General features: G+C 34.2%; 22 protein-coding genes and 1 tRNA gene. 16 read left to right on the top strand and 7 right to left on the bottom strand.

Going from position 1 to position 26,052, the window contains the following annotated elements:
• Nucleotides 1-3 precede the first annotated feature (3 nt).
• The 4 genes from DVK85_RS09715 to DVK85_RS09700 all read left to right on the top strand — a co-directional run bounded on the left by DVK85_RS09715 (nt 4) and on the right by DVK85_RS09700 (nt 3,604).
• Complete coding sequence (locus DVK85_RS09715; protein WP_114678253.1) at nt 4-1,491, top strand: LptF/LptG family permease; 1,488 nt, start codon at nt 4-6, stop codon at nt 1,489-1,491.
• Complete coding sequence (ribB, locus tag DVK85_RS09710; protein WP_114678252.1) at nt 1,491-2,630, top strand: 3,4-dihydroxy-2-butanone-4-phosphate synthase; 1,140 nt, start codon at nt 1,491-1,493, stop codon at nt 2,628-2,630. The genes DVK85_RS09715 and ribB overlap by 1 nt, the downstream gene beginning before the upstream one ends.
• Nucleotides 2,631-2,778: 148 nt before the next feature.
• A tRNA-Ser gene (locus tag DVK85_RS09705) sits at nt 2,779-2,863 on the top strand.
• Between the two features lie 183 nt (nt 2,864-3,046).
• Nucleotides 3,047-3,604 carry an acetate uptake transporter gene (locus tag DVK85_RS09700; protein ID WP_114678251.1) on the top strand — a complete coding sequence of 186 codons (558 nt, stop codon included), beginning with the start codon at nt 3,047-3,049 and terminating at the stop codon, nt 3,602-3,604.
• Between the two features lie 23 nt (nt 3,605-3,627).
• Here DVK85_RS09700 and DVK85_RS09695 read toward each other — a convergent pair whose 3' ends face one another.
• On the bottom strand, nt 3,628-4,632 hold the full coding sequence (locus DVK85_RS09695) for a hypothetical protein (protein ID WP_114678250.1): 1,005 nt from the start codon (nt 4,630-4,632) through the stop codon (nt 3,628-3,630).
• 124 nt (nt 4,633-4,756) lie between these two features.
• Here DVK85_RS09695 and uvrA point away from each other — a divergent pair, with 124 nt between their 5' ends.
• From uvrA to DVK85_RS09675, 4 genes are all read left to right on the top strand, one after another.
• Nucleotides 4,757-7,588, top strand: a complete 2,832-nt coding sequence (gene uvrA / locus DVK85_RS09690) for an excinuclease ABC subunit UvrA (protein WP_114678249.1) — start codon at nt 4,757-4,759, stop codon at nt 7,586-7,588.
• A gap of 28 nt (nt 7,589-7,616) precedes the next feature.
• The gene (locus DVK85_RS09685; RefSeq protein ID WP_114678248.1) at nt 7,617-8,342 is read left to right on the top strand and encodes an LOG family protein; all 726 of its coding nucleotides are present in this window, start codon (nt 7,617-7,619) and stop codon (nt 8,340-8,342) included.
• A 223-nt stretch (nt 8,343-8,565) separates the two neighbouring features.
• Nucleotides 8,566-11,310 carry a gluzincin family metallopeptidase gene (locus tag DVK85_RS09680; RefSeq protein WP_317048209.1) on the top strand — a complete coding sequence of 915 codons (2,745 nt, stop codon included), beginning with the start codon at nt 8,566-8,568 and terminating at the stop codon, nt 11,308-11,310.
• A gap of 195 nt (nt 11,311-11,505) precedes the next feature.
• Nucleotides 11,506-13,911: an alpha-ketoacid dehydrogenase subunit alpha/beta gene (locus tag DVK85_RS09675; protein WP_114678247.1), complete on the top strand. Its 2,406-nt coding sequence runs from the start codon at nt 11,506-11,508 to the stop codon at nt 13,909-13,911.
• Between the two features lie 83 nt (nt 13,912-13,994).
• Here DVK85_RS09675 and DVK85_RS09670 read toward each other — a convergent pair whose 3' ends face one another.
• Nucleotides 13,995-15,347, bottom strand: a complete 1,353-nt coding sequence (locus tag DVK85_RS09670; protein WP_114678246.1) for an NAD-dependent succinate-semialdehyde dehydrogenase — start codon at nt 15,345-15,347, stop codon at nt 13,995-13,997.
• 108 nt (nt 15,348-15,455) lie between these two features.
• Between DVK85_RS09670 and DVK85_RS09665 the strand changes: the two genes are divergently transcribed.
• Together DVK85_RS09665 and DVK85_RS09660 are read left to right on the top strand one after the other, a co-directional pair.
• Nucleotides 15,456-16,742 carry an OmpA family protein gene (locus DVK85_RS09665; protein WP_240339574.1) on the top strand — a complete coding sequence of 429 codons (1,287 nt, stop codon included), beginning with the start codon at nt 15,456-15,458 and terminating at the stop codon, nt 16,740-16,742.
• Between the two features lie 76 nt (nt 16,743-16,818).
• Entirely contained in the window at nt 16,819-17,217 is a 399-nt protein-coding gene (locus DVK85_RS09660; RefSeq protein WP_114678244.1) for a glyoxalase, read from the top strand.
• A gap of 48 nt (nt 17,218-17,265) precedes the next feature.
• Here DVK85_RS09660 and DVK85_RS09655 read toward each other — a convergent pair whose 3' ends face one another.
• The 3 genes from DVK85_RS09655 to fabG are packed head-to-tail and all read right to left on the bottom strand — an operon-like array spanning nt 17,266 to nt 20,506.
• The gene (locus DVK85_RS09655; RefSeq protein ID WP_114678243.1) at nt 17,266-17,679 is read right to left on the bottom strand and encodes an META domain-containing protein; all 414 of its coding nucleotides are present in this window, start codon (nt 17,677-17,679) and stop codon (nt 17,266-17,268) included.
• Between the two features lie 12 nt (nt 17,680-17,691).
• On the bottom strand, nt 17,692-19,719 hold the full coding sequence (locus DVK85_RS09650) for a hypothetical protein (RefSeq protein ID WP_114678242.1): 2,028 nt from the start codon (nt 19,717-19,719) through the stop codon (nt 17,692-17,694).
• Between the two features lie 40 nt (nt 19,720-19,759).
• Nucleotides 19,760-20,506: a 3-oxoacyl-[acyl-carrier-protein] reductase gene (fabG, locus tag DVK85_RS09645; protein ID WP_114678241.1), complete on the bottom strand. Its 747-nt coding sequence runs from the start codon at nt 20,504-20,506 to the stop codon at nt 19,760-19,762.
• 159 nt (nt 20,507-20,665) lie between these two features.
• On the opposite strand from fabG, the gene DVK85_RS09640 reads away from it, so the two are divergent.
• The 3 genes from DVK85_RS09640 to DVK85_RS13565 all read left to right on the top strand — a co-directional run bounded on the left by DVK85_RS09640 (nt 20,666) and on the right by DVK85_RS13565 (nt 21,893).
• Entirely contained in the window at nt 20,666-21,208 is a 543-nt protein-coding gene (locus DVK85_RS09640; protein WP_114678240.1) for a GNAT family N-acetyltransferase, read from the top strand.
• 5 nt (nt 21,209-21,213) lie between these two features.
• Nucleotides 21,214-21,585: a fluoride efflux transporter CrcB gene (gene crcB, locus DVK85_RS09635; protein WP_114678239.1), complete on the top strand. Its 372-nt coding sequence runs from the start codon at nt 21,214-21,216 to the stop codon at nt 21,583-21,585.
• 161 nt (nt 21,586-21,746) lie between these two features.
• The gene (locus DVK85_RS13565; protein ID WP_162845294.1) at nt 21,747-21,893 is read left to right on the top strand and encodes a hypothetical protein; all 147 of its coding nucleotides are present in this window, start codon (nt 21,747-21,749) and stop codon (nt 21,891-21,893) included.
• Between the two features lie 50 nt (nt 21,894-21,943).
• Here the strand turns inward: DVK85_RS13565 and DVK85_RS09630 are convergent, their stop codons facing one another.
• Nucleotides 21,944-22,837, bottom strand: a complete 894-nt coding sequence (locus DVK85_RS09630) for an aldo/keto reductase (protein WP_114678238.1) — start codon at nt 22,835-22,837, stop codon at nt 21,944-21,946.
• An 82-nt stretch (nt 22,838-22,919) separates the two neighbouring features.
• Between DVK85_RS09630 and trhA the strand changes: the two genes are divergently transcribed.
• The 3 genes from trhA to DVK85_RS09615 all read left to right on the top strand — a co-directional run bounded on the left by trhA (nt 22,920) and on the right by DVK85_RS09615 (nt 25,652).
• Nucleotides 22,920-23,555, top strand: a complete 636-nt coding sequence (trhA, locus tag DVK85_RS09625) for a PAQR family membrane homeostasis protein TrhA (RefSeq protein ID WP_114678237.1) — start codon at nt 22,920-22,922, stop codon at nt 23,553-23,555.
• 99 nt (nt 23,556-23,654) lie between these two features.
• A complete protein-coding gene (locus tag DVK85_RS09620; protein WP_114678236.1) occupies nt 23,655-24,530 on the top strand; it encodes a carbon-nitrogen hydrolase in 876 nt (291 codons plus the stop codon).
• 51 nt (nt 24,531-24,581) lie between these two features.
• Entirely contained in the window at nt 24,582-25,652 is a 1,071-nt protein-coding gene (locus DVK85_RS09615) for an agmatine deiminase family protein (RefSeq protein WP_114678235.1), read from the top strand.
• A 54-nt stretch (nt 25,653-25,706) separates the two neighbouring features.
• Here the strand turns inward: DVK85_RS09615 and trxA are convergent, their stop codons facing one another.
• Nucleotides 25,707-26,009, bottom strand: coding sequence for a thioredoxin (gene trxA, locus DVK85_RS09610; RefSeq protein WP_114678234.1), 303 nt, complete (start codon nt 26,007-26,009; stop codon nt 25,707-25,709).
• Nucleotides 26,010-26,052 lie beyond the last annotated feature (43 nt).

The raw sequence follows: 26,052 nt of genomic DNA, 5'->3' as shown, positions 1-26,052 counted from the left end.
CTGGTGAAAATATTAGACCGTTACATCCTTACTTCGTTTCTTAAAACATTTGCAACTGTATTTGTTATCCTGTTCTTTATATTTATTTTACAGGGCATATGGCTATTTATTGCAGAGCTTGCAGGTAAAGACCTAGATGCTTGGCTTGTTGTAAAGTTTCTGCTTTTCTACTCCCCTACTATTGTACCATTAGTACTACCACTATCTATACTGTTAGCATCTATAATGACTTTTGGTAACTTTGCCGAAAATTATGAGTTTGCTGCCATGAAGTCATCTGGTATATCGCTAAAAAGAGCGATGCGAGTACTTATGATATTTATTTTCGGCTTGAGTATTGTCGCATTTTTCTTTGCTAATAATGTTATACCCAACGCACAGTACGAATTTATTAACCTTCGAAAAAATATTGCAAAGCGAAAACCCGCTATGGCTATCATAGAAGGACAGTTTAATGCCATTGGACCATTTAATATTAAAGTAGAAAAAAAATCAGGCGAAAACGGAGAGAAACTAAAAGGAGTAACAATACATAAACGTATGCCAAATGCTCCATATGCAACAGTTATACGAGCTAAAACAGGATTACTTCACAGTAGTGAAAATGATAACTTACTTCAGTTAGAACTGTTTGATGGTTATTATTATGAAGAGGTTAATGCTAAAAAACCATCAGAACGCAAAAAACTACCATTTGCAAAAAGTAGTTTTTCAAAGCAAGTAATGAATATAGACCTTACTAAGCTAAACACAAACGATACAGATAATAATCAGGGAGTACATACTAACAATATGCTTAATGTAACAGAGCTTAATTATACACTAGACTCTTTACAATCTAACTATAAAAAAGAAAGAAAAAGTATAACCGATAATATTACAAACCGAGTAAACATTCATCTTACAAGTTTACCTGTTATAAATACGATAGTAGATAAAAAACCTATCGATACCCTAAATACAACAGTAGTGAGAGATAGTGTTCCTGAAAATGTATTATCTCTTTTTGAAAAAGATAGTGATAAAAAAAGAATATTAGAAATTGCCTCCAATAATCTAAATAGTTCTCAATTTGTTATTAAATCAGGACAAAACGAAGTAAGAGAAAAAATAAAAAACATCAATGGGCACTGGCATGCACTTTATGAAAAATTTGTAATAGCATTTGCCTGTATACTCATGTTTTTCATTGGCGCGCCATTAGGAGCTATTATACGAAAAGGAGGGCTAGGACTACCTATTGTTTTTGCTGTACTTATATTTATTATATTTCATTTTATAAATACATTTGGTAAAAAATTAGCTCAAGAAAATGGAATACCACCATTTTTAGGAGCATGGATGTCATCTTTTGTATTAAGTCCACTTGCTGTACTACTTACCTACAGAGCCACCAACGATATAGGACTAATTAATATGGATAACATATTACTACCATTGCAAAAACTAGTTCAAAAACTATTTAAATTGAAACCTAAAGAAAAGGAATAATGATAACTACAGAACAAAATATACAACTCAACACAATAGAAGAAGCCATTGAAGATATTAGAAACGGAAAAATAATTATCGTAGTAGATGATGAAGATCGTGAAAATGAAGGCGATTTCCTTGCTGCTGCCGATAAAGTAACTCCCGAAATGATAAACTTTATGGCAACACACGGTAAAGGGCTTATATGTACTCCTCTTACCGAAAAAAGATGCAAGGAACTGGAGCTTAATGTAATGGTTACTAATAATACCGATGCTATGGAAACAGCTTTTACTGTATCGGTAGATCTTAGAGGTAAAGGCGTTACAACAGGTATATCGGCACATGATAGAGCCAAAACAGTAGAAGCTCTGGTAGATAAAAATACAAAACCATATGAATTAGGACGTCCAGGGCACATATTTCCGCTCATAGCTAAAGAAGGTGGTGTATTACGCAGAACAGGGCATACAGAGGCTGCTATAGACTTTGCAAGGCTTGCTGGCTTTCAGCCTGCAGGTGTTATTTGTGAGGTAATGAATGATAACGGTACCATGGCACGCTTACCAGAATTATATGAAGTAGCTAAGAAATTTGATCTTAAACTCGTTTCTATAGAAAGCCTTGTTGCCTACAGAATGCAGCACGATAGCCTAATACATAAAGAGGATGATTTTGAGATTAACACACGTTTTGGTACATTTCGCTTAAGAGCTTATGTACAAACTACCAATAACCAAGTGCATATAGCACTAACCAAAGGTAGTTGGAATGCAGGCGAGCCTGTATTAACCCGTATTAATGCTACTCAGGTAAATAACGATATATTAGGCACACTTACAAAAGATGCCGACAGAAAGCTAGAAAGCATCTTTAAAAGAATAAATAAAGAAGAGAATGCTGCGGTACTATTTATAAACCAAGAAATACGCCCTTCTCAGTTATTAACACGACTTAAAGAATTAAAAACATTACAGTCAACAGGTGTTAATGAAGCGCCACAAATTAAAATGGATGCCAAAGATTTTGGTATAGGTGCACAAATATTACATGATATTGATATTTCAAAAATAAGATTACTTACCAACTCAGGACAAACGAAACGTGTAGGAATGATAGGGTACGGACTTGAAATAACAGAATATGTAGAATTTTAAAAAAAATATTATTTCATTAAATAACAGTTAATGAAACACTTAAAAAACGTAAAGAAATATTTTTGAAATTTTTTAAAAAATGTATTTGGAAAACTGTAAAAGGTTAGTATATTTGCAACCGCAATCAGCAAATGATTGTGGTCTTACTGGAGGAATGGCAGAGCGGTCGAATGCGGCAGTCTTGAAAACTGTTGACTGTAACAGGTCCGGGGGTTCGAATCCCTCTTCCTCCGCTGAATAAAAAAAGCGTAAACTATATAGTTTACGCTTTTTTATTTTCTATAATCACCTAACTTTTTATTATTCTCTTTTTTTAAGGTCAATTCAAATTATTATACAAAAAGACAATATAATATTAACACCTATACTAACAAAAAACTATTTTTGATGTATTAAAGATATATAATTCATAAAAAATGGAAACAAAAATAGCCAATCCGGCACCTTTAGGACTTATGGGCTTTGCCATGACCACTATTTTACTAAACATTCACAATATGGGGTTCTTCCCCGTTAGTTCGGTTATACTTGCTATGGGCATTTGCTATGGCGGACTGGCGCAGATAATAGCTGGTATTATGTGTTTTAAAAAAGGAAACACTTTTGCTGCAACGGCATTTACGTCTTACGGGTTCTTTTGGTTATCGTTAGTATGTGTATGGATGTTGCCCGCTACAGGCATAAAGGAAGCTGCTGCAACCCCACCGGCATTCTTAGGTTGGTACTTAGCACTGTGGGGAATTTTTACAGGCTTTATGTGGGTTGGCACTTGGGGTAACAGCAAAGTACAGCAATTTGTTTTCCTGTCGTTAACGATACTGTTTTTTATGCTGGCAACCGCCCTATGGACAGGCAATGCCATGATACACCACTTTGCAGGTGTTGTAGGGGTTATATGCGGTAGTAGCGCTTTTTATCTTGCTATGGCAGAGCTACTTGAAGAAGCAAAAGAAAAAAGAGTGTTGCCTTATTAATAACTGGTATAAAGGTTTAGTTATTAAATAGAATATACTTCTTCAACATTTAACTCAGATTTTATTGACTGATAGGTAATAATTATTAAATCTATTGTGTTAGATATAAAAAGTGTGAGTAAAAAAAGAGTAGCTATATATTCAAACTTCTCACTTCCTTGGACAACATATACAAACACTGACAATATTAATACAATTAAGAATATAAGCATATTGTAAAAGCTATATCTAAAAAGATTAAAATACCTGTTCTTATTTAAGCTATTGAGATATAAATGTTTTTTAAAAACGTCTTCTGTAAAATGGTTAAATAATTCTTTTATTTCTGTTCTATATTCATTATCATTTATGGGTTTATTCATTATCTTAAAATAAAGTTCTTTAACAAATTCTAAACTATAAGAATTTACTCTATTAAAATCATACATACTTTGATTGGGTTTATCTAAAAAATACCAAACAGAACTAACATATTCATCATAACGCTGAATATCTTCTATAGAATAATTTTTGGGGTTAAACTCCGTAAACATTTCAAATGAATTTCTTGTATCTTGTAACCCTTTTAGTGCTAAATAAGCTTGACCACTCATTGAAATATCGTTATCTACCTGATCTCTTTCTTCTTGGGATATTTTATTACGATTTTCTTCATCATCTCCCCTATATATTTCATATGTGAGTTCAGGGTATTTACTATCAATTTTAGATTTGATACTTACTGATTCAAGTCTCCAAAAATCATGAAAGCCTACAATATGATATGCAATCCTTCTTAAATATGTGATTTTTTTTGATATTTTATCTATTTCCTTTTTACGCTCAATCATAATGGCTTTCTCAAAAAAAAGCTTAGAAAATAAATATGTAATTATAATTGCAATAATTATAGAAACTACGGAAATCATTATACCCAATAGATTCTCCTTGTCAAAATCTTTCCAATTTGTAAAAGAAGTAAATATAAATGTTGTTGCAAACATACCAACCTCAAATATAAAAAGTCTCCAAAATAATTTTTTAGTCATACATAATATATTTTTATACAATATAGTAATTTTAGGACTACTTTCTTTAACAATTTCTTACCTATTCGCTACCCACAAAAATACCTCAAAAATCAGTACCTTTGCGCTTTGCACAAAAGTTACTATGCTAGATACTACAGATGTTATAGAGGTACTGGGTGCGCGCGCGCGCAACCTTAAAAATATAGATGTTACCATACCCCGCGAAAAACTTGTAGTTATTACAGGGCTTTCGGGTTCAGGGAAATCATCACTCGCTTTTGATACCATTTATGCCGAGGGGCAACGCCGTTATATAGAAACATTTTCGGCGTATGCACGTCAGTTTTTGGGTGGTTTAGAACGCCCCGATGTCGATAAAATAGACGGGTTATCGCCTGTTATTGCCATAGAGCAAAAAACAACAAGTAAAAGTCCGCGATCTACCGTAGGGACTATTACCGAGATATACGACTTTTTACGACTGTTCTACGCACGTGCTGCCGATGCCTACAGCTATGAAACGGGCGAAAAAATGGTAAGCTATAGTGACGACCAAATTCGGGAGTTAATCATCGAAAAATTTGATGGCAAGCGTATTACTATACTTGCTCCTGTAATTCGTTCCCGTAAAGGACACTATCGTGAATTGTTTGAGCAAGTATCAAAACAAGGTTTCCTAAAAGTACGTGTCGATGGCGAAATACGCGATATAGAAAACGGTATGAAACTCGACCGTTATAAAACCCACGATATCGAGACGGTTATAGACCGCCTTGCGGTTGACACTACCGAAGATACCGACAAACGCCTTGCTGATAGTATTAAAACAGCGATGTATCATGGCGATGATGTTATGATGGTTATAGAGCAGGAAAGTGGCGAAGCACGCTACTACAGCCGTAACTTGATGTGCCCAACATCGGGTATCTCCTACCCTAACCCTGAACCGAACAACTTCTCGTTTAACTCCCCAAAAGGAGCTTGTGATAATTGTAACGGATTGGGTAAGGTAAACGAGATTAACCTGAACAAAATAATACCCAACCCTAAACTAACCATTAAAAAAGGTGGCTTTGCACCATTGGGCGAATATAAAAACTCTTGGATATTTAAGCAGATTGAGGTAATAGGCGAAAAATTTGATTTTAAGCTCACCGACCCTGTAGAAAAAATCCCTGCTGAGGCAATGGATATGATATTGAATGGTGGTAAAGAAAAATTCACGGTATCGTCTAAAACATTGGGTGTAAACCGCGAATATAAGATAGACTTTGAAGGTATCTCCAGTTTCATCAAAAATCAGTATGACGAGAGCGGTTCGACTTCTATAAAACGATGGGCAAAGGAATACATGGACGAGGTACAATGCCCCGTATGCAAAGGTTCAAGGCTTAAAAAGGAATCGTTATACTTTAAAGTTAATGGTCTTAATATTGCCGAACTGGCACACATGGATATATCCGATCTTGCCGATTGGTTTGAAAACCTTGAAGAGGAACTTTCGGAAAAACAAAAGGCTATAGCCCACGAAATTGTAAAAGAAATAAAAACACGCCTTAGCTTTTTGGTTAATGTAGGGCTTAATTACCTTGCGTTAGACAGAAGCTCAAAATCATTATCCGGTGGCGAGGCACAGCGTATAAGGCTTGCCACACAAATAGGCTCGCAACTTGTGGGTGTACTCTATATTCTTGATGAGCCGAGTATTGGGCTGCATCAACGTGATAATGAAAAACTGATACACTCATTAGAACAACTGCGTGATATTGGTAACTCGGTTATTGTGGTTGAGCATGATAAAGATATGATAGAGCGTGCCGACTATGTTATTGATATAGGTCCTGCTGCGGGGCGTTTTGGCGGACAAATAGTAAGTAAGGGCACACCTGCCGAGCTATTGAAAGAGCATACACTTACGGCTTCTTACCTAAATGGAGAAAGAACAATAGCTATCCCCGAAAAAAGACGTGAGGGTAACGGCAACAAACTAAGGCTTACAGGAGCAACGGGTAATAACCTAAAAAATGTTAGTATCGATTTACCTTTAGGTAAACTAATATGCGTTACAGGTGTATCGGGTAGTGGCAAGAGCACATTGATAAATGAAACGCTATACCCTATTTTAAATGCTCACTTTTTTAACGGAGTAAAGAAACCTGCTCCTTACAAAAAAATTGAAGGATTAGAACATATTGATAAAGTTATTGATATCGACCAATCGCCTATTGGTCGTACGCCACGCTCTAACCCTGCTACTTATACTGATGTGTTTAGCGAAATACGGTCTTTATATACTAAAACACCTGAAGCGATGATACGAGGTTATAAACCAGGTAGATTTAGCTTTAATGTAAAAGGCGGACGCTGCGAAACCTGCGAAGGTTCGGGACTGCGCGTTATAGAGATGAGTTTCTTACCCGATGTATATGTAGAGTGTGAAACGTGCCAAGGAAAGCGTTTTAACCTCGAAACATTAGAAATTAGATATAAAGGAAAATCTATATCAGATGTGTTGAATATGACGGTTGACGAGGCTGTACCTTTTTTTGAAAACATCCCGAAAATATATCGTAAGATAAAAACCATACAGGATGTAGGACTGGGCTACATTACGCTTGGGCAACAAAGCACTACATTATCGGGTGGCGAAGCACAACGTATAAAACTAGCATCAGAGCTTTCTAAGAAGGATACAGGTAATACTTTTTACATCTTAGATGAACCTACTACAGGACTTCATTTTGAAGACATACGTGTATTAATGGAAGTTATCAATAAGCTAGTTAATAAAGGTAATACCGTGCTTATTATAGAACATAACATGGATGTGATAAAACTTGCCGATTATATTATTGACATTGGTTATGAAGGTGGTAAAGGTGGCGGACAACTTGTAGCCAAGGGGACACCCGAAGAAGTTGTGAAAAACAAAAAAAGTTATACGGCGCAGTTCCTTAAAAAAGAATTATTTTAGCGCGTTTGTTTAATTATAAAAAAATTATATGTTACAAGAACCCTACGAAAATGATGAGCAGCGCATTCAGGAAAAGCTACAACAAAAAAATTGGAGTGAGATAAGGAGTAACGACTCTTGGGCTATATTTAAAATAATGTCGGAATTTGTAAACGGTTTCGAGAGTATGGCACGTATAGGGCCTAGTGTTTCAATATTTGGATCAGCACGTACTAAAGTCAACGATAAATATTACCTACTTGCAGAGAAAATTGCAGAGAAAATATCAAAAGCTGGTTATGGAGTTATAACAGGTGGTGGTCCTGGTATTATGGAAGCTGGTAATAAAGGTGCTCATGCTGGTGGTGGTCCATCAATAGGTTTAAATATCGATTTGCCTTTTGAGCAGCATTTTAACCCGTATATAGACCGTGATAAAAACCTAAACTTTGATTACTTTTTTGTTCGCAAAGTAATGTTTGTAAAGTATTCACAGGGGTTTGTAGTTATGCCTGGAGGCTTTGGTACACTAGACGAAATGTTTGAAGCCATAACGCTTATACAAACTAAAAAAATAGCTAAGTTCCCTATTATATTAGTAGGTCGCGAATTTTGGACAGGCTTGATGGATTGGATAAAAAGTGTAATGATTGAAAAATATCATAATGCTAGTCCTGATGATCTTAACCTAATACAAATTGTAGATACTGAAGACGAAGTACTAGAAGTTATAGAGAACTTCTATAAGAAATATAATCTTAGTCCTAATTTCTAAAAATTGGGGTTACTTAAAAAAACAATTTTTATACTTAATATGTTAATAATAAAAAATGCCTATGTTGTATACATAATTGGTATAAAAATTGTTTTATAATAATTAAACCATCCATCAATCTAGATTTTTATTATTTAAAGCATTGAAATTACTTAATTGGCTCTTTTTTGTTTTACTGATATATTCAGTTAACCTACAGGCACAGCATCTTAATAAGTTGTTTGTGGATGTAGACTATGATGCCAAAGTACTAAAAGTAAAACAAGAAATTATTTTTCATAACCAGTCGCAAGATACGCTGAATAGTTTTGTGCTTAACGATTGGAATAATGCCTATTCAGATAAAAACACACCGCTTGCCAAGCGTTTTTCTGATGAGTATATCCGTGCTTTTCATCTCGCAAAAAATGAAGAACGTGGTAGTACAAATATTCTTTCGATAACAGACCAAAACAGGCGTTCGCTAAACTGGACTAGACCAGAAAAACACCCTGATATTGTAACCGTACAGCTTAAAAATCCTATTTATCCCAATCATAAATTTAGTTTTTTTATTCGCTATACAGTAAAAATACCCAATGCCAAGTTTACAAGATTTGGTTATGATGATAAGGGTAACTTTAATCTAAAAGACTGGTACTTGTCTCCTACCCGATTGGAAAAGGGTAAATTTATACTATACAGTAACGAAAATCTTGATGATATTGCCAATGCTATAAGCGACTATGAGTTAACACTTACTGTACCGCAAGACGTAGCTGTAACATCTGACCTTTATATAGGTAATAAGACAGATAAAGGCGAAAAAACAGAGTATTTCCTTATTGGACAACAGTTTAATAACTTTAATCTGGTACTCGAAAAACAAAAGAGTTTTGAAGTATATCGTAATTCGGTTGCCGAAATAAGTACTAATTTTAAAGACCATAGAGTTACCGATATTCAAAAAACATTACTGATAGATAACATTACTCGTTATACAGCAGATAAGCTAGGGCATTATCCTAATGGTAAAATTATGGTAACACAGGTAGATTATGATCGTAATCCTGTATATGGGCTAAATCAATTACCATCGTTTTTAAGACCGTTCCCAGATAGTTTTCTGTTCGAAATGCGTTTTTTAAAAACCTACTTATATGCCAACTTAAAAAACACATTAAAACTCGATCCTCGTAAAGATGCATGGATATATGATGCTATACAAATGCATATAATGATGCAATATGTAAAAGAATTTCACCTAGACAAAAAGATGATGGGAGACTTATCTAATTGGGGCATACTAAAAGGACATCATCTTTTTCAGCTTGACTTTAATGATAAATACAATTATTTGTATTTATTAATGGCACGTAAAAATTTGGATCAGCCTATTGGAAATCCAAAAGATGAAATGATAAAATTTAATGAGCAAATAGCAGGAAAATATCGTGCAGGACTTAGTATTGCTTATCTTGAAGATTATCTTAACGATGATATATTAAACCAATCAATTACAGAGTTTTATCAGCTAAATACCAAACAACAAACAAATAGAAATGATTTTGAAACGCTTTTAAAAGCTAAGACAGATAAAGATATTAGTTGGTTTTTTGATACTGTAGTAGATACTCGTGATATTATTGATTATAAATTTGGTAGTGTTAAACAAGAAAATGATTCGATACAAATAAAAGTAAAAAACCGCACAGGTACTACTGTACCTATAGCTGTATATGGACTTAATAATAATGAAGTTATTTTTAAAAAATGGCTCGAAAACGTAAAGGTAGACACTACATTTACTATAGCAACGGGTAATGCAGAGCGACTTGCTCTCAACTATAATAATGAAACCCCCGAATATAACCTGCGTAATAACTGGAAAAAAATTAATGGGTGGCTACCCAATCAAAAGCCTTTTAAGTTTACTTTTTTTCAGGATATAGAAAACCCAAAGTACAATCAGGTTTTTTATGTGCCCAGTTTTGTTTTTAATCTTTATGATGGTTTTTCACCTGGGTTGCGTTTTCATAATAAATCATTACTCGAAAAGCCGCTTATTTTTGATGTATCCCCTACCTATTCTGTAAAAACAGGAACTTTAATAGGTTCTTTCTCGTTGGCTTACAATAACTATATAAGAGACCAAGACCTATATAATGTTAGGTATTTTCTTAGTGGTTCTACTTATCATTATGCTCCTGATGCCCGATACATTAAGTTTGTTCCTTCTGTACAATTTAGAATACGAGATGAAAATTTAAGAAAAAACAAAAAACAATTCATTACACTCCGTCAAGTTATGGTAAAGAGAGAGCAATCTTCATATGTTATAACTGACGAACAAAATGAAAACTACTCTGTATTTAACGCTCGTTATACAAAATATGAAGCAGAAATTACAAAACACTATAGTTTTAATACAGATATACAAATAGCCAACTCTTTTGGTAAAGTATCAGGCGAAGTACAGTTTAGAAGACTCTTTAATAATAATAGGCGTATAAACTTACGTCTATTTGCAGGTGCTTTTATGTACCGAGGTACAAAATCAGAGTTCTTTAGTTTTGGATTAGACCGCCCTACTGATTATTTATTTGATCATAATTTTTATGGACGTTCAGAAAACAGCGGACTGTTTAGTCAACAATATATCATGGCAGAGGGAGGTTTTAAGTCAATATTCGAGACACGTTATGCTAACCAATGGATGACTACCATTAATGGTAGTTTTAATATATGGAACTGGGTAGAGGTATATGGTGATGCTGGGTTATTTAAAAACCAATATAAAAATACCCGATTTGTTTATGATAGTGGTATAAAACTAAATTTATTACCTGATTATTTTGAGCTCTATTTCCCTGTGTACTCTAGTAATGGTCTTGAATTTGAAAATGGAAATTATAGCGAAAAAATACGTTTTGTAGTAACTATAAGTCCTGGTACACTTATTAACCTTTTTACTCGAAAATGGTTTTAAAACAATCGTATTACATCTAGCTTTAAAACCTCAAAAAATATATTATATCTATTTTTTTACTCACTTTGTTACATTTTATATATCAAAATAGTATAATAAAGTTGGTTTATTAATAAAAATGAAATCATTTTTTAACGCTAAGCTATTAATATTTAATTCTTTTATTTAAATTTGTAGCTATACAACCCGTTTTTTATGACAGAGACAGAAACAAAAAAATCACTTTCTTTTGACGATTTTAAAGCCCAAGTGCTTAATGACTATAAAATTGCTGTAACCAGTAGAGAATGTAGCCTTTTGGGGCGCAAAGAAGTACTGACTGGAAAAGCCAAGTTTGGTATTTTTGGTGATGGTAAAGAAGTGCCACAGCTTGCTATGGCTAAAGCTTTTAAAAATGGTGATTTCAGGTCGGGTTACTACCGTGACCAAACCTTTATGATGGCTATAGGACAACTTACAGTAGAACAATTTTTTGCAGGACTGTATGGACATAGCGATTTAGAGCACGACCCAATGTCGGCAGGAAGACAAATGGGCGGACACTTTGCTACACACAGCCTTGATGAAAACGGAAATTGGAAAAACTTAACTACACAAAAAAATTCGAGTGCCGATATATCGCCTACTGCTGGGCAAATGCCGCGACTATTAGGATTAGCACAAGCATCAAAAATATATAGAAACGTACCAAGTGTAAAGAATAATACTAATTTCTCTATAAATGGTAACGAAATAGCTTGGGGTACTATTGGTAATGCTAGTACATCTGAAGGATTATTTTTCGAAACTATAAATGCCGCAGGCGTACTGCAAGTACCTATGGTAATAAGCGTTTGGGATGATGAGTACGGTATCTCGGTACACGCACGTTACCAAACTACTAAAGAAAATATCTCTGAAATATTAAAAGGATTTCAGCGTGATGAAGACACAAAAGGATACGAAATAATAAAAGTAAAAGGTTGGGATTATGCTGAGCTAATCTCGGCTTATGAGAAAGCAGCAACTATTGCTCGTGAGGAACATGTACCTGTACTTATGCACATACATGAATTGACTCAACCACAGGGACACTCTACATCTGGCTCTCATGAACGTTATAAAGATGCTGACCGTTTATCATGGGAAAGCGAATATGACTGTATAGCACAGATGAAAAAATGGATGCTAGAAAATAACATTATCAGTGTAGAAGAAGCCGAAACTATAGAAAAAGAAGCTAAGAAAGAAGTGTTAGCGGGTAAAAAAGCTGCATGGGCTGCCTTTACCACTCCTGCTAAAGAGGAGCAAAAAGAGCTTGTTGCTGTACTTAATGCTATTGCTCAAAATAGTGAAAACAAAGTTTTTATAGAAAAGTATGCTAATGAGCTTGCTGCTATTAAAGAACCTATTAGAAAAGAACTACTTGTAACAGCACGAAAAGTGCTTAGGCTTATAGCTAAAGAAAACGGTAGAGCTACAATAGCACAATGGATTAAAGACTATACCGAAAAAATACAACCAAAGTTTAGCTCTCATTTATTTTCACAATCAGATAAAAATGTATTTAACGTAAGTGAAATACAAGCAGAATATAAAGAAGGTGCAGAAGAAGTTGACGGACGTGTTATAATGCGCGACAACTTTGATGCTATATTTACTAAACATCCTGAAGCACTCGTGTTTGGTGAAGACTGTGGTAACATAGGCGATGTAAACCAAGGACTAGAAGGTATGCAAGAAAAATATGGCGACTTTAGGGTTTGCGATGCGGGTATACGTGAGGCAACTATATTAGGTCAGGGAATTGGTATGGCAATGCGAGGCTTACGCCCTATTGCCGAAATACAATATCTTGATTACTTATTGTATGCTATACAAATTATGAGCGATGACCTTGCTACATTACAATACCGTACGGCAGGTAGACAAAAAGCACCTTTAATAATACGTACACGAGGACACAGACTAGAAGGTATATGGCACTCAGGTTCGCCAATGGGTATGATTATTAATGCGCTTAGAGGTATACATGTACTAGTCCCTAGAAATATGACTAAGGCTGCTGGTTTTTATAACACCCTTTTAGATACCGATGAGCCTGCACTTGTAGTAGAGTGCCTTAACGGGTATCGTCTTAAAGAAAAAATGCCTGTAAACATGGGCGAGTTTAAAACCCCTATCGGTGTTGTAGAAACTATTAAAGAAGGTACAGATATTACATTAGTTTCTTATGGTTCTACACTACGTCTTGTAGAGCAAGCTGCAAAAGAATTAATGGAGATTGGTATAGATGCTGAGATTATAGATGTACAATCATTATTACCATTTGATATCAATCATGATATTATAAAAAGTGTAGCGAAAACAAACAGACTATTAGTTATAGACGAAGATGTACCGGGTGGAGCTTCGGCATACATTATGCAACAGGTACTTGATGTACAAAATGCTTATCGCTATTTAGACAGTAAACCACAAACACTTACTGCGAAAGCACATAGACCGGCTTATGGCACAGATGGCGATTACTTCTCAAAACCATCTACAGAAGATATTTATGAAACAATATATGCTATTATGCATGAGGCAAAACCTAACGAGTATCCTGCTTTATATTAATCAATAGCAATATATATAATACAAAACACAAAACTCCAGCTAGTAGCTGGAGTTTTTATTTATATGTAAATCAGAAAAATAGTCTATTTTATATAAACAGTTTTTACATTTACAAACTCTTTAATTCCGTTTTCAGCCAGCTCACGACCGTACCCAGATTTTTTCACGCCACCAAAAGGCAATGCAGGGTCTGATTTCACTAGTGCATTTATAAATACTGCACCTTCTTCAAAAAGGTGTATTTTTTGTTTAATGCTTTCTATATCTTCGGTAAAAATACTCACACCTAACCCAAACTCTGAACTATTACTCAATGCTACAGCTTCTTCAAAAGTATCAAAAGGCATAACAGGTGCTACAGGTCCAAACACTTCTTCTTTAAACACAGGCATATCAGTAGTAATATTCGTCATTATAGTTGGAGTATAAAAAGCTTTATCTCTTTTACCCCCTACAACAATTTTAGCTCCCATCTCTACCGATTTTACCACCTGCTTTTCTATCTCTTCGGCTAAATCAACTCTAGCTAATGGCCCTATATCGGTATCCTCATCCATCGGGTTACCTGTTTTTAATGCCTTTATAGCTATCTTAAATTTTTCAAGAAATGTATCGTATATAGATTGGTGTACTAAAAATCGTTTAGCAGCAATACAACTCTGCCCAGTATTTTGCATTCGTGCAGTTACGGCTGTGGCAACTGCTTTTTCTATATTCGCATCTTCAAGTAATATAAAAGCGTTACTACCGCCAAGTTCTAAAACTGATTTTTTAATAGTACTAGCAGCTTTAGTAGCTACAGCAACCCCTGCTTTTTCACTTCCTGTTAACGATACTCCTTTTATATAAGGTAAGTCTATTATATTGGTAACTTGTTCTCCAGATATGAGAAGGTTTTTATATATTCCTTCAGGAAAACCTGCTTTTATAAAAATTTCTTCAAGCAATATGGCACATCCAGCTACATTTGAAGCATGCTTAAGCACTACGGTATTACCTGCTATTATAGCTGGAATAGCAAAACGAAAGACTTGCCAGTAAGGGTAGTTCCATGGCATAACACCTAAAATAACACCTAGAGGTTCATATGTTACAAAACTCTCTGTTCCATCTGTAGTAATAGTACGTGGTGACAAAAAATTTAATGCATTATTTAAATAATATTCACATAATAAAATACACTTCTCTACTTCAGCAACAGACTGTCGTATAGGTTTTCCCATCTCTAAAGTACACTGTTTTGCTAAGTTTTGTTTATCTTTATATAATATAAATATTAAATTTTCGATAATTTTTAACCTTTCATCTAAGGTATTTGTTCTCCATATAACAAAGCTTTTCTTACACAAATTACAGTCATAAAAAGCCTGATTATCAGTAATATATTGATATTCAGATAAAAAAGTTGCATCGAAAGGATTTACAATTGAAAACATTTTTTTACATTTTTTTAAATAAGTTATAAATATAACATATATTACTTAATATAAAATTATTACTTTTACACCTGAATTCAACATACCGATAACAATCAAACAATTATTATGAAGAAAATTGTACTATCCTTATTATTAATCAGCCTTGCATCTATAGAAATGAATGCACAAGATGGCGGTGCTAACGATTTTAACAAATGGTCTATTGATATTAATGGAGGTGTAAACAAAGCAGCTAATCCTTTTACACCAGGTTATCACATGAATGCTGATAATTTATTTCATGCTGATCTTGGATTTAGGTATATGTTTAACACCAAATTTGGTTTGAAAATACAAGGTGGTTATGACGTTTTGAATGACGATGGTGACACAAGTGCTGAATTTCAAACTGAAGTAATGGCTTTAAACTTACAAGGATATGTAAATTTTGGTCGTATCATGGAGTTTGAAACTTGGACTGACAGGATAAATGTACTAGGACATATGGGTGTAGGTATAGCTCATGCTACTAACGACTTATATGAAGGTTCTGACCGCTTAGGTAACTTTGTAATTGGTTTGGGTATGCAATATAGAATATCTAATAGAATTGCGTTGAATGCCGATTTCACAATGTATAATAACTTCTCTCAAAACAAAACTTGGGATGGTAGAACTTATGATAGACAAGGACGTCAAGGTTTTGATAGTACATTATATAATGCAACCCTTGGTCTTTCTATATACTTAGGTAAACATGAAAAACATGCTGACTGGTACATTGATGAAAAATCAGATGAACTTGAAGATTTAGAAAGCAGACTTGGTGAAATGGAAACAATGTTAGATGACTCTGACAAAGATGGTATTCCTGATTATCTTGACTCTGAACCTAATACTATTACAGGTGTTGCAGTTGATAGTAAAGGAAGAACAATTGATAGAAATAACAATGGTGTTCCTGATGAATTAGAGTCATATATAGATAATAAAAACTCTGAAATAAGAAATGAAGTTAAAAGTGGATCTCTTGCTGTTAATGGCGCAGGAGGTAGCGGTAGTGGCTATATTAAAGAGCTTATTAATGGTGGTTATGTAAATGTATATTTCGACTTTAACAAAGCTACTCCTAATCAAGAGTCTGTAAATGGTATTAACTTCCTTATAAGATACTTAAACGAAAATCCTAATGCTAAAGCTGACGTTATTGGTTATGCTGATGAGGTTGGAGATAGTGCTTATAACCAAGAGCTATCTAATAGAAGAGCTGAGAATGTTAAGAAAATATTAGTTGATGCTGGTATAGATGCTTCAAGACTTAGTATTGTTGCTAACGGTGAAGATACTACTGGTGGTTCAGGTTCTAAATATGGACGTAAAGTGGTAAGAAGAGTAACATTTATTCTTAAATAAGACATACTTTTTAATAAAATTAAAAAAACCTCTGCTTTAAGCAGAGGTTTTTTTTATACCTTTAAAATAAAAACAAATGGACGCAAGAGATAAGAGTATTCTTGATTTGAGAGGTGAAGCACTGGGAGCGATTCATGAACAATCATTAGAAGAAGAAACTTTTCAGAATCGAACATTACGACCTATATTGAAATTTCAGAACAATTTGTTTATTGCCTCTTTTCTAAACTATGCTAATAAGCATAAAAATGACTTTCATAAACTAAGTATAGAAAAGAAATTACTATATATAGAAAATGCTATACAAAAAGACATCAAGTTTAGAAATGCTCTAAAAGGTATGGTAATAGCCATGTTTACTATTGAAGAATTTAATCAATATATTAAAAACTCGTCAAAACTAAATAAACGAATGATGAGCTTACTTATTGAAAGACTAAAAGATCAAGTGCTTTTATTAGAGCAAACAACATAAAAAGAAAAAGGGGAGCATTTGCTCCCCTTTTTCTTTTTATTATTTTAATTATTCTTTAGGTACAAATACCATTATAGTTTTATCATTATCCAAAAAAATCAACTCATCTTTACTCTTTTTTATAGTATTTACCTGATTTAAAGCACCTAAAAATTCACTTTCAGGAACACCATCACAGTACATTTTTGTACTGACCATTCTACTGAAAACTATAGTCCCTTTATTGGTTGAATTACTATATGCCCCATTAAAACTATTACAGCCTGTATTACCCGAAACTCTATCATCTTCAGTAAAATTTATATGGGGTATTTTTTTGCTAAAACCTGATAACTCAGCATCGCCATTCAGCGATTTTAATTGCCATGTTGTTTCGGTTAAAATAGCTTTAGACATCTCTTTTGTTCCACTACAGGAAATCAGGAAAGTAATAATCAATATAAAAAATGCTAATCGTTTCATGTCTTTCTGTTTTTATAATAATCCATTATACTTACGCACAAACCATTCAGTAGCAAGTGTTATTACTAATATGATTAACAACCAAACCCAGTCGATAAATGGTGATTTTTGTGTTATCGCTTTTTGTAATGGTTTATAACTTTCATTATTCACTAAAAAATCAATCAATTCCTCCACTTGGTCAGGATAATATACTACTCCGTTAGTACCCGCTGCAACTTGCTTTAATCTAGTAAGATCAGGATTTACAAATTGCTTTTCAATTTCAAAATCAAGCACTTCAAACGAGCCATTATAAGTTGTGTTAGTATTACTTTCTTTTACTATAAAACTATACTTACCAGCATCTAAACCTTCTAAATTAACTTTATACTCATTACTACCTTTCAGGAAATCGTAATTCTTAGCTTGATTAGTTGTGTTGTTTTTCAATTGTACATTGAGTCTTGCATTCTCATCAAACTCATAATTTTTATTAAAAAACTGAGCTGTTACACTAATATCTTCACCCGAATTATAAAAAGTCTCATGATTAACCACAAGCGACTTTCTTTTAGAATTAGATGCTAAAAACTGTATCGTTTTGTCAATAAAAATATCAAAATCTGCAAATGATTTATTTTGTAGGTGACTTTCTATACGCCACTTCCATATATTTTCGCCTAACAAAAACGCACTACGCGATGCGCCTTTTTCTGAAAAAACCAATAACGGATTTTCTGTTTCTATATTTCTTATTCGTGCTTTCAGTAAAGTTGCAACATTCGATTTTGAAGTAACAGTACCAAAAGGATGCTCTAAAGGCGGGAACTGTTCGAAACCAATATCATCTAACGAAAATAGATTAAACAACGGATTGAAACTTGTAGAATAATTTTCGCGCTGCGATGTCATCTTAAAACTCAATTCATCCTGATAGCGATTAAGCAAATTAAAATCAGTAGTAAGTCCTGTAATTATAAACGTATTAACACCTACTGTTTTATTTTGTTCTAAAAGTGATTTAAACGACGTGTCAGGTTGGTATAATATCAACACATTATAATCCTGTAACGATTTAATTTCGTTTGGTTTTATAATAGTGACATTACGCTGCTTATTCGTTTCTATAGCGCGCTTTAATGCACCAAGATCAGGATGTGTAATGGACGATACTATTGCTACTTCTGATCTTTGGTCAATAACCTCTACCGCAAAATTTTTGGTGTTATTATATCTATTTTTTTCCTGCTCGGCAGATATTATAGTGGCTTTATACGTTTGTACTCCTACCCTTTCGGCATTAAGTAAAACAGTTACAGCCTGTGCTTTGTTTTGATTCGTAAATGAAATGTTTTCTTTATGCAACACCGAGTTACCCTGTGTAATGCTAAAAACTGCATCTACAGGCTTAGTACCATTATATTGTACAAAAACCTCTACAGGAAATTTATTTTTAAGCAGTGCATACTTATTTACATTAACCTGATTAATTTTCAAATCAGTATAAACCGTAGTGTCTCCTAAAACTAAAGGATATACAGTCATGTTTTGAGAAAAACTATACACATAATCATTACCCAATGTTTGATTACCATCAGTAAGCATCACTACAGGATAATTATTATTTCGATATAGCTGTCTCAGGTTACGTACCGCTAGGTCAATATGAGTTTGCTTTCCTGTAAAATCTAGAATTTTACTAGACTCAAATCCATCGGCAAAGCTAAAGAGCTGTACGTCATACTTTTCTTTTAGCTTTTTATTATCTAGCAGCTGTGTATATAATTCTGTCGTAAGAGCATCTTGCCCTAGCTCTTTTATAGATAACGAATTATCTACCAGTATAGGTAATGGTGTTTTTACTGTTTCATACTCTTTATGGGTTATAATAGGATTTATAAGCAGTAAAAAGATAGAAAAATAGGTTGTAAAGCGTAAAAAAGCTAAAAAGAATTGCAACTTGCCCTTCTTTTTAGCTTTAAATAAATATTGATAAAATGATAGTGCAAAGGCTACAAATGCAGCTACTATAAGTAAAAAAACTGTAGTTGTAGTCATTTCAGGTATCAGTATAAATTTTTAAATAGTAAATTCTCAATTATGTAAGCATCCCGCCATCTACGTTAAGGGTTTGCCCTGTAACATAAGCCGACATATCTGATGCTAGGAATACACAAGCATTGGCTACATCTTCTGGAGATCCTCCTCGTTTTAACGGAATATTCTCTGTCCAACCTTTCACTACATCTGCACCTAGTTTTTCAGTCATTTCTGTTTGAATAAATCCAGGAGCAATAGCATTACAACGAATGTTTCTTGAACCAAGCTCTAACGCTACTGATTTTGTAAAACCTATAACTCCAGCCTTAGAAGCTGCATAGTTAGTTTGTCCTGCATTACCTTTAACACCTACTACAGAGCTCATGTTTATTATAGAACCATGACGTTGTTTTAGCATCGTTCTTTGAACGGCTTTAGTCATATTAAATACCGATTTTAGGTTTACTTCTATAACCTTATCAAAATCTTCTTCAGAGATGCGCATTAACAGGTTATCTTTGGTAATACCTGCATTGTTTATCAAAATATCCAATGCGCCAAAATCAGCAACTACATCATCAACTAGTTTTTGAGCTTCATTAAAATCGGCTGCATTACTTTGGTAGCCTTTAGCTTTTATACCCATAGCATTCAATTCGTCTTCCAGTGCTTTTGCTGCTTCGGCAGATGCACTGTATGTAAAAGCCACATTAGCACCATGTTTAGCAAAAACTTGTGCTATACCACGACCTATCCCCCTGCTTGCGCCGGTGATTATTGCCGTTTTTCCTTCTAATAATTTCATAGATATCGTTTAGTTTGTTTTTCTTTACAAGAGAACAAATATAATAAAATGTTTGCGGTATTATTCCCCGATGTTTTTTAGTTTTGAGCAATAGCATGTATAAAGTTGTTAAATTTGCAGGTATAATTATGCTATAGCTAATAATAGCACTTCTTTTTAATGAAAACGACACAAGAAACATATACCAGTAAAAATGATAAAAACATAATAGTACGCAATGCTACTGAGTGTGATGCTGCTACTTTAGTGGCATTAAAAAAAGGGTATATTAGAGGAACAACGACCATTCCGCTTTATGAGCATGAATATAAGAATACTACTGAACAAGAAGCCAAACTTATAACAAAATATAATACTGAAGCTAATAGTATTCTATTGGTTGCCGAGTGCGACGGAGAGCTAATTGGAAATATTGACATAACTGGAAACCAAAGGCAAAAATTGCAACATACTGCTATGCTGGGCATGGGGGTAGCCAATAATTGGCAAAATACAGGTGTAGGTAGTTGTCTAATGAATAGTGCCCTGAAAACCATTGCACAAACAGTAGTTAGTATTGTATGGCTGGAGGTATATGCCAGTAACATAGCTGGACTAAAGCTATATGAAAAATTCAGGTTTGAAAAATGTGGCGCAATAAAAAACTTTTTTAACGAAACAGCACCCATAGATAAAATTACTATGGTAAAGTATATAAAATAGAATATATGTTTAAATCGATATTATTAGTAGGACTTGGCGGAGCAATAGGGAGTATCCTTAGATACTTATCTTCGTTATTTATTACCCGCTATTTTAACTCAGTATTTCCGCTTGCTACTTTTACAGTAAACATTATAGGTTGTTTTATAATAGGACTTATTTTTGGTTATATGGAGAAGGAACAGATAACTAACGATAACATCAAATTTCTATTTATTACAGGCTTTTGCGGTGGCTATACCACCTTTTCTACTTTCGCAATAGAAAATGTGGGTTTAATACAAAGCGAACATACGCTTAGTGCTTTTGCCTACATTGCTGCAAGTATTATTACAGGACTCTTTGCTGTATGGCTTGGGCTAATTGTGTTCAAGTAATATTAGTATTAACAAATTACAAGATAATCATTAAATAAGCCTAATAAGTATTAAAGTTTTACTAATAAGCTTTATTGTACATATGATAATAGGTAGTTTTGTAGTGTTATTATACGAATAGCAAAATAAAGTAACAAAACAACCATTAAAATTGCATGAAGATGAAAATGATAACCGAATTTTTAACAGCTATACTTGTAAAGCCTGGCTTTATAAAAAATCATGGTTTTGCCACAGAGGCAGAATGGAATGAACATGAAGAAGAACAAGAAACATATAACGAAGAGGAATATCCACTATTTGTGTAAACGATAAAAAGCCGACAGTATGTCGGCTTTTTTTATGCACTATCGTTATTTTATCTATGGTCGTTATATATATTTCCTGACCATATTTCTTGTAATATTTCTCTTTCTTCAGTAGTAAGCAGACTACTATTAGCGGCTCTAATAGCTTCCGTTAGCTGCTCTATAGTACGAATACCAACCACAGCAGTAGTTATCGCAGGATTGTCTATTACATAGCGTAATGCTTTTTCGCCTAAATCTCTTTCTAGCAATACATCTTTTACTTTATTTAAAATAATAGCTATTTTGGTTATATCTATTCCTAAATAATCTTTTGCAGGTTTACCAGCAAGTAACCCTCCACCCACTGTACCTCTTGCTAATATACCAATGTTATTTTCTCTCAATAAACCCAGAGTTTCTTCTTCGGGTCGTCTATCCAGCAGACTATATTGTGTCATTACCGCTGTAATATCAGAGCGTTTTACAAACTCCCGTATCACATTGGGACGTATCGATGAAAGCCCGTAACTAAGTATTTTGCCCTGTTCCTGTAAACGTTCAAAAGCTTCTATAGTTTCATCAATAGGGTCATCTATAGTACCACCATGCAGCAGGTATAAATCTATATAATCGGTTTGTAAACGTTTTAGGCTTTCATCTACTGCCTTAAGTATATGTTTTTTGGTAGGACACCAGTCCCAACCACTACCATCTTCGCGCCAACGGTTACCCACTTTGGTAGATAATACGATATCCTTTCGTCTACCTTTTAAGGCAGTACCCAGTAACTTTTCGTTTTCCCCTTTTTCATAAAGGTCAGCAGTGTCAAATAAAGTAATCCCTTTATCAATAGCTTTATTAATCAGGGTATCGTTATCCTTACTATCGCTTTGTAAAGACATACACCCAAAAGATACTTCACTAATTTTCTGGTTTATTTTATTAAGTTTCTTATACTGCATATTATCCTTTTTTTCACAAATTTAAGTATTCCTTATAACATACCTAAACAGGTGTTTTGTAACTTTGTAAAAAGAAAAAATAATGTATAAAAAGAACCGAAAACGCGAAGAATTTTGGAACACCCTTACACATGGTTTGGGTGCTGTACTTGCTGTTGTTGCACTAGTTCTTCTTATTATTTTTTCGGCATATAACGGCTCAGCAATGCATCTTGCTGTTTCGCTTGTATTTGGTATTAGCTTAGTATTACTATACTCGGCATCAACAATATACCATGCCGTAGTTAAACTAAAATGGAAACGTTTTTTTAGGCTTATAGATCACCTTAGTATTTATGTACTTATTGCAGGGACTTATACTCCTTTTGCATTACTTGGCTTAAAAGGCACTTGGGGCTGGACAATATTTGGGCTAATATGGGCTTTTGCTATAGTAGGTTTTATATTTAAGTTCTCGCCACTTCGTCGCTCAGAAAAATTATCACTTTCACTATATGCACTCATGGGATGGCTTATTATTATAGCCATAAAACCTTTATTGGCAAACGTGCCCTCTCCTGCCCTTTGGTACTTACTGGGTGGCGGGCTGTGCTATACTTTTGGTATTTATTTTTATGCCAAAGAAAAAATTCCTTATAATCATGCTATTTGGCACGTTTTTGTATTAGGAGGTAGTACGCTACACTTTTTGGGAATATTCCTGTACCTTATTCCTTAAAAATAGTAATTAGGCTTTTAAAAAAAGCCTAATGGCACAACCTTATAAAAGTAAAAGTTTTTACTTAATTTTGAATCTTTAAATTTTTAGATATCTGCTATGGCAAAAGTAAAAGTAGGTTTAGTACAAATGTCCTGTATGAAAGACAAACAGGGAAACCTTGAAAAAGCAATTATAGAAATACGTAACGCAGCAGAAAAGGGCGCGCAAATAGTATGTTTGCAAGAACTTTTTACATCGCTGTACTTTTGTGATGTGGAAGATTATGATAATTTTAATCTTGCCGAGGCAATTCCGGGTCCTTCTACCAATGCACTAACAGAAGTAGCAAAAGAACTTAATGTTGTTATTATTGCTTCTCTTTTCGAAAAACGTGCCGAAGGATTATACCACAACACTACTGCTGTAATTGATGCAGATGGAACATATTTAGGTAAATATCGTAAAATGCACATTCCTGATGATCCTGCATTTTATGAAAAATTCTACTTTACACCTGGCGATTTAGGATATAAAGTATTTCAAACTAAGTATGCCAAAATTGGTGTGCTCATCTGTTGGGATCAATGGTATCCTGAAGCAAGCCGTATCACAGCACTTATGGGCGCCGAGATTATGTTCTACCCTACTGCTATCGGTTGGGCAACATCGCAAGATGAAGATACTAACAAAGAGCAATATGATGCTTGGCAAACTATACAACGTTCGCATGCCGTTGCTAACGGTGTACACGTAGTGAGTGTAAACCGTGTAGGCTTTGAGCAAGATGGTGCAATGAAATTTTGGGGTGGTAGTTTTGTAGCTAATCCACATGGTAAACTTATGTACCTTGCTTCTCACGACAATGAAGAAACGACAGTTGTTGAAGTAGATACAAAAGCTACCGACCATTACCGTACACACTGGCCTTTCCTTCGCGACAGAAGAATTGACAGCTACCAACCTATAACCAAACGTTATATAGACGGAGATTAAATATCGAACATTTGATACTCGATATTTAATATTACTATTATATTTTATTTAATGACACAAGACCAAAATAAATCAACCCCTAAGCAACTGGGATTTACTTTTCCTGCTGAGTTTGCACCACAACGTGCACTTTGGCTGTCATGGCCTCATAAAGAAGAATCTTGGCCTGGTAAACTGGAAACAATATACAAACCCTATTGTGAATTCATTTTATATGTTTCACGTCATCAGCAAGTATGTATTAATGTAGCAGATGATGCTATGAAGCAATTTGCTAAAGGTCAGATTGAGCAATATACCCGTTATATTGCTGATAGCAAGCTTGAAAATATTACTTTTTACTTTCACCCTACTAACGATGCATGGTGTCGTGATCATGGTCCTGCATTTGTAGTAAATAACGAAACAGGAGAAAAAGCTATAGTTGACTGGGGTTATAACGCATGGGGCGATAAATACCCTCCGTATGACCTTGATGATGTTGTACCTACCAAAATAGGCGAAGCATTAGGTTTAAAAGTATTCCATCCCGGTATTGTTATGGAAGGTGGTAGTGTAGAGTTTAACGGTAAAGGAACGTTAATGACTACTACGGCTTGCTTGCTTAACGAAAACCGAAATCCGCATTTAAGTAAAGAGCAAATAGAGGAATATCTTAAAGAATATTATGGTGCTGAGTATATACTATGGCTTGGCGATGGTATAATTGGTGATGATACCGATGGGCATATTGATGATATTACCCGTTTTGTAAACGAGGATACCGTAGTAACTGTAGTAGAAGATAACAAGGAAGATGAAAACTACGAGATATTACAGGAGAACCTGAAACTATTACAAGACATGAAGTTACAGGATGGCAGTCCGCTAAAAATAGTGGAATTACCTATGCCAAAGCCTGTAGAGTATGAAGACCAGAGATTACCTGCATCCTACGCTAATTTTTATATTGCTAATAAGTGTGTGATAGTACCTACCTTTAGAGATGCCATAAACGACAAAAAAGCGATAGAAATACTGCAATCCTGCTTTAAAGATCGCGAAGTAATTGGTATTGATTCTACTGATATTATATGGGGACTTGGTAGCTTTCACTGCCTTAGCCAGCAAGAACCTTTATAACTATATCTCCTATACTATAAAAGAAAAGCACTCTATATAGAGTGCTTTTTTTTGTTAGATAGAACTTAAAATTTTATCTATAATTTCATCTTTAGGTACAACACCTGATTGTTTCCAGAGAACCTTACCATTTTGAAACAGCATTAATGTAGGTACTCCCTTAACCTGATAGTCAGGGTGTGCCATAAGTTGTTGGTTTTTATCTACATCAACTTTAATTATAGTTATCCTTTCTCCAAGGTTATGTTTTACCTCTTCGAGTATAGGGCTCATCATTTTACAAGGACCGCACCACGTAGCAAAAAAATCTACCAATACGGGTTTGTCTCCATTTATTAATTTATTAAAACGTTCCATAGTCAAACAATTTGTTATAAAAATACAAAAGAAAAAGCCCTTT

The organism is Flavobacterium arcticum (assembly GCF_003344925.1).
Classification (GTDB): Bacteria; Bacteroidota; Bacteroidia; order Flavobacteriales; family Flavobacteriaceae; genus Flavobacterium; species Flavobacterium arcticum.
This window is presented reverse-complemented; position numbering and strand designations above follow the sequence as displayed.